7 protein-coding genes are annotated in these 4,837 nt (G+C 61.2%); 2 read left to right on the top strand and 5 right to left on the bottom strand.

What is annotated here, in order from left to right:
- Positions 1-169: 169 nt before the first annotated feature.
- Both ACP5E6_RS08980 and ACP5E6_RS08985 read right to left on the bottom strand, forming a co-directional pair.
- Positions 170-376, bottom strand: coding sequence for a TOBE domain-containing protein (locus ACP5E6_RS08980; RefSeq protein WP_427953892.1), 207 nt, complete (start codon positions 374-376; stop codon positions 170-172).
- A gap of 68 nt (positions 377-444) precedes the next feature.
- A complete protein-coding gene (locus ACP5E6_RS08985; RefSeq protein WP_427953893.1) occupies positions 445-990 on the bottom strand; it encodes a hypothetical protein in 546 nt (181 codons plus the stop codon).
- On the opposite strand from ACP5E6_RS08985, the gene ACP5E6_RS08990 reads away from it, so the two are divergent.
- Positions 989-1,144: a hypothetical protein gene (locus ACP5E6_RS08990; protein ID WP_427953894.1), complete on the top strand. Its 156-nt coding sequence runs from the start codon at positions 989-991 to the stop codon at positions 1,142-1,144. The genes ACP5E6_RS08985 and ACP5E6_RS08990 overlap by 2 nt on opposite strands.
- An 85-nt stretch (positions 1,145-1,229) precedes the next feature.
- Here ACP5E6_RS08990 and glnA read toward each other — a convergent pair whose 3' ends face one another.
- On the bottom strand, positions 1,230-2,663 hold the full coding sequence (gene glnA, locus ACP5E6_RS08995) for a type I glutamate--ammonia ligase (protein ID WP_427953895.1): 1,434 nt from the start codon (positions 2,661-2,663) through the stop codon (positions 1,230-1,232).
- 59 nt (positions 2,664-2,722) lie between these two features.
- Positions 2,723-3,061, bottom strand: coding sequence for a P-II family nitrogen regulator (locus tag ACP5E6_RS09000; protein WP_427953899.1), 339 nt, complete (start codon positions 3,059-3,061; stop codon positions 2,723-2,725).
- A gap of 294 nt (positions 3,062-3,355) precedes the next feature.
- Here ACP5E6_RS09000 and ACP5E6_RS09005 point away from each other — a divergent pair, with 294 nt between their 5' ends.
- Positions 3,356-4,531 carry an aminotransferase gene (locus ACP5E6_RS09005; protein ID WP_427953896.1) on the top strand — a complete coding sequence of 392 codons (1,176 nt, stop codon included), beginning with the start codon at positions 3,356-3,358 and terminating at the stop codon, positions 4,529-4,531.
- Here the strand turns inward: ACP5E6_RS09005 and ACP5E6_RS09010 are convergent.
- On the bottom strand, positions 4,506-4,837 hold a 332-nt coding region (locus ACP5E6_RS09010), incomplete at its 5' end, for a GNAT family N-acetyltransferase (protein WP_427953897.1). The genes ACP5E6_RS09005 and ACP5E6_RS09010 overlap by 26 nt on opposite strands.

A 4,837-nucleotide genomic window follows, 5' to 3' on the forward strand; every position in this document is an offset into this window, starting at 1 on the left:
TATCAAACTGCAGATCCGCGTCGGGGGGTAAACCCCCGACCATCGTATTCGGGGGGTAAACCCCCGACCATCGTATTCGGGGGTTAATCCCCGACCATCGTATTCGGGGGGTAAACCCCCGACCCTCGTTTTCGGGGGGTAAACCCCCGAAACGGATATGCGGGAGGGGTTAGACCCCGACCATCACATCGGAGGCCTTGATCACCGCGATGGCATCGCCACCCGGTTGCAGCGCCAGATCATCGATCGCCTCGTTGGTGATCGAGGCCATGATGATGACGCCGTTGCCGATGTCGATCCTGACGTGGCCGGTGGTCTGACCCTTTTCGACACTGACGAGTTTGCCCTTGATCTGGTTGCGCGCGCTGAGCTTCATGAGATTTGACCCTTTGTGAAAACGATATTGTCAAATTGATATATCGATGATCACAGCGGCGGGCAATGTCACGATGCCGACAATCGGTGGCGCACCGCATCGACCAGCGACGCGACGGGGCGGCTGGATGGTAACCGCAAAACCGGGGCGCGTTGATTGGCGAGCCAGTTTTCGTGCAACAGCAGGCTACGGTGGGCGAGACCGCCCTGATCGTAGGAGGCGGCCCATGCGAGAAAGTTGGTGTAGATGCCGGCCATGTCACCGCCCGGCTCGATCCGCGCGCCATATCGTTGGGCTTCCCGCCGGCGGAGACGCGCGAGGCGCTCCGCCGGTTCGATCTGAAGAAAGACGATCAGGCGGTAGAGCGGCGCAATCTCATCGGCCCAAGGCACCGCCGAACCTGAGAAGACCCAGTGGCCTGACGCCGGCAGTTGTTGATGCAGCAGACGCGCACGGTCCTCGGCGCTGCGACGGGTGGTGAAGGGGGGATCGGTCGGGACCCAGTAAAGATCGTCGGAGTCGATATGAGACAGCTCCAAGGCACCGGCCAGAGCGGCTCCGAGGGTCGTGGTGCCCGAGCCGGACGCGCCGAGGACATGGATCCGGAGCGTCATGGATCACGCGGTACCAACGCGCGGCGGATCTGGGGGTGCTGAGTCATGCATCAGCGCACTTGTTTCGGGCTTGGCATCAGTTGAGAAGGAGGTTGGAGAAGCAAGCACCTCTTTTTTTGAAAAAAAAGAAGCAAAAAAACTTTTGTTATTCTGATCCATACTGGCGAAACGCCCGCGAATCAGATTAAAAAAGTTTTTTGCTTCTTTTTTACAAAAAAGAAGTACTTCCTTACTTCGCCTCAGACCGAGTAATACATCTCAAACTCGACCGGATGCGGCGTGTGTTCGAACCGGTACACTTCCGACCATTTCAGCTCGATATAGCTTTCGATCTGTTCCTTGCTGAACACGTCGCCGGCCAGCAGGAAGTCATGATCGGCGGCGAGGGCGCCGAGGGCTTCGCGTAGCGAACCGCAGACCGTCGGGATGCCTTTGAGTTCTTCCGGCGGCAGGTCGTAGAGGTCCTTGTCCATCGGGTCGCCCGGATGGATTTTGTTCTTGATGCCGTCGAGCCCGGCCATCGCGATCGCGGAATAGGCGAGGTAGGGGTTGGCCGAGGCGTCCGGGAAGCGGACTTCGACGCGTTTGGCTTTGGGGTTGGTGGTGTAGGGGATTCGGCACGAGGCGGAGCGGTTGCGCGCGGAATAGGCGAGCAGGACCGGGGCTTCGAAGCCGGGGATCAGGCGTTTGTAGCTGTTGGTGCTGGGGTTGGTGAACGCGTTGATCGCCTTGGCGTGTTTGATGATGCCGCCGATGAAATAGAGGCACATTTCGGAGAGATCGGCGTAGCCGTTGCCGGCGAACAGGGGTTTGCCGTTCTTCCAGATCGACTGGTGGGTGTGCATGCCGGAGCCGTTGTCGCCATAGATCGGCTTGGGCATGAAGGTGGCGGTTTTGCCGTAGGAATGGGCGACGTTGTGGACGCAGTATTTGTAGATCTGCATCTGGTCGGCCATTTTAGTCAGCGAGCCGAACCGCGTGCCGAGTTCGTGCTGGGATTGCGCGACCTCGTGATGGTGCTTTTCGATCGGCAGGCCCATTTCGCCCATGGTCGCGAGCATTTCGGCGCGCAGGTCGCTTTCGGAATCGACCGGCGGGACCGGGAAATAACCGCCCTTGATGCCGGGGCGATGGCCCATGTTGCCTTCGGGATAGTCCTTGAGCGACGCGCCGGGGCCTTCCATGCTGTCGATCTGGTACATGCCGAAATTGCCGCCGGTGCCGAATTTTACTGAATCGAAGACGAAGAATTCGGCTTCGGCGCCGACCACGATGGTATCGCCGATGCCGGTTGATTTCAGATAGGCCTCGACGCGCTTGGCGGTGCCGCGTGGGTCGCGCGCATAGCCCATGCCGGTCGAGGGTTCGATGATGTCGCAGAACAGGATCATGCTCGGCTTGGCCGAGAACGGGTCCATCACGGCGGTTTCGGCATCGGGCATCAGGATCATGTCGGATTCGTTGATCGCCTTCCAGCCGGCGATCGAGGAGCCATCGAACATGATGCCGTCGCGGAAGGCGTCTTCATCCATCGTCGAGATATGCTGGGACGTGTGTTGCCACTTGCCCCTGGGATCGGTGAACCGAAGGTCGATGAAATCGGCCCCGTTTTCCTTCATCATCGCAATTGCTTTTGCTACTGCATCGCCGCTACCGGCCGGCTTCTTCGCCATCTTGGTCCTCACTGCTGGTCAGATCGACGCCGCAGGATGCGGCGCCGTTTCGGTTGTCATCAAATCGCGGCTTCGCCCTTTTCGCCGGTGCGAATACGAATGACATCTTCAATGCTGGAGACGAAAATCTTGCCGTCGCCGATCCGGCCGGTGCGCGCGGCATTGGTAATGGCCTCGATGGCCCGCTCAGCCACGCTATCCTCGCAGATCACTTCGATCTTCACCTTCGGCAGGAAATCGACCACGTATTCGGCGCCGCGATATAATTCGGTGTGGCCTTTCTGCCGACCGAACCCTTTCGCTTCCAGCACAGTGATGCCCTGAAGCCCCACCTCGTGCAAGGCTTCCTTCACCTCGTCCAGCTTGAACGGCTTGATAATCGCTTCGATTTTTTTCATCCGGTTCACGCCCGATCCAAGACGGGCACCCTCCTTGTTGCTGGTTTATCTCGGCGGGCAAATGCACGCACCGGCATCGACCCGCCGGCACACTCGTGATGCATATGCCGTGCCAACACTGCCCCGCGTCCGGGATCGCTGCGTTGCTCACGGAATCGGCACAAATACTGCCTAATACGCGGGCAATTCATGCCCATTTTCCGAACGGCGCGACCCAAACCCCTTGCCCTTCCGTCATGCCGCGCGATACTTGCGCTACTTCGCCGCTCATTGCACGCCCCAGGGAGCTTCACCGTGAAATCGCCCAATTATTTGCTCGACGCGACCGGCACCACAATTTTCACGGTCATGTCCGCTTTGGCCGCCGCCCACGGCGCCATCAATCTCGGTCAGGGCTTTCCCGATACCGATGGCCCGGCCGACGTGATCGAGGCCGCCGCCGCTGCCTTGAAGGATGGCCGTAATCAATATCCGCCGCTGACCGGGGTTCCGGAACTCCGCGAGGCGGTGGCCGCCGCCAACCGGCGATTCTATGGCATCGAGGTCGATCCCAACACCGAGGTCGTGGTCACCTCCGGCGCGACCGAAGCCATCACCGCGTGCCTGATGGCCCTGCTCAACCCCGGCGACGAAGCCGTTCTGATCGAGCCGCTCTTTGATACCTATCTGCCGGTGGTCAAAATGCTCGGTGCCACCGCCAGACTCGTCCGCCTCACCCCGCCGGACTGGGAATTGCCACGCGCCGAACTCGCGGCTGCTTTCGGTGCGAAGACCAAACTGCTGCTGCTGAATTCGCCGATGAACCCGACCGGCAAAGTGTTCAGCGCCGATGATCTGGACTTCATCGCCGATCTCCTGACGCGGCACGATGCCTATGCAATCTGCGACGAAGTGTATGAACACCTGATTTTCGACGGGCTGAAACATATTCCGTTGATGAGCCTGCCCGGCATGCGGCAGCGTTGCGTGCGGATTGGCAGTGCCGGCAAAACCTTCAGCCTCACCGGGTGGAAAGTCGGCTATGTCACCGCACCGGCGGGCCTCGCCACGCTCATCGCGCGGGCCCATCAGAACCTGACCTTCACCACCCCGCCCAATCTGCAGCGCGCCGTTGCCGTCGGCCTCGCCAAGGCGGATGATTATTTCGCGGCCCTGGGCATCGATCTTGCGGCGAAACGCGACATCCTTGCCGCGGGTCTGCGCGACATCGGTTTCATCGTGTTGCCGAGTTCGGGCTCCTATTTCATCACGGCCGATTTCACGCCGTTGAATTTCGAGGGTGACGATGTCGCCTTTTGCCGCCACATCACTGAGCATGCCGGGGTCGCCGCTATTCCGGTTTCCGCCTTCTATCCGTCGGACGCGCCGACCCACTACGCCCGCTTTGCCTTCTGCAAGCGCGATACCGTCCTGCGCGAGGCGATCGGCCGGCTGCGTACGCATTTCACCGGGCGTCGGGCGGCGGAGTAGGGAGGGCGGTCGAACCGCCGCCACGAGGCAACACACCATGAGGCAATACATGAGTGTGGCCATCGCGCGCCTCGGGCGCGAACCCCAGGGCGACCCAGAAGGCGCTGGCCGCGGCGTCGCCGGCGTGGACCGTGACGATCGCACCGTGCGGCACCGCCGCCATCAGCTGCGTCACCAGCGCCCGACCCACTCCGGTGCGGCGAAATAGCGGGCGGACATAGAACCGGCGCATGCGGAACGCCCGGGGAGCGATCGGGTCACGCGTGATGCCGCCGATCCCGGCCAGATCGCCGCCGCTGACCCCCG

The sequence above is a fragment of the Acidiphilium sp. genome, from assembly GCF_049977125.1.
GTDB lineage: Bacteria > Pseudomonadota > Alphaproteobacteria > Acetobacterales > Acetobacteraceae > Acidiphilium.

Bases quoted from the DNA above. Each gene is read 5' to 3' on its own strand.
- ACP5E6_RS09000 (WP_427953899.1), bottom strand. From the start codon at position 3,061: ATGAAAAAAATCGAAGCGATTATCAAGCCGTTCAAGCTGGACGAGGTG.
- ACP5E6_RS08980 (WP_427953892.1), bottom strand. From the start codon at position 376: ATGAAGCTCAGCGCGCGCAACCAGATCAAGGGCAAACTCGTCAGTGTC.
- ACP5E6_RS08985 (WP_427953893.1), bottom strand. From the start codon at position 990: ATGACGCTCCGGATCCATGTCCTCGGCGCGTCCGGCTCGGGCACCACG.
- ACP5E6_RS08990 (WP_427953894.1), top strand. From the start codon at position 989: ATGGATCACGCGGTACCAACGCGCGGCGGATCTGGGGGTGCTGAGTCA.
- glnA (WP_427953895.1), bottom strand. From the start codon at position 2,663: ATGGCGAAGAAGCCGGCCGGTAGCGGCGATGCAGTAGCAAAAGCAATT.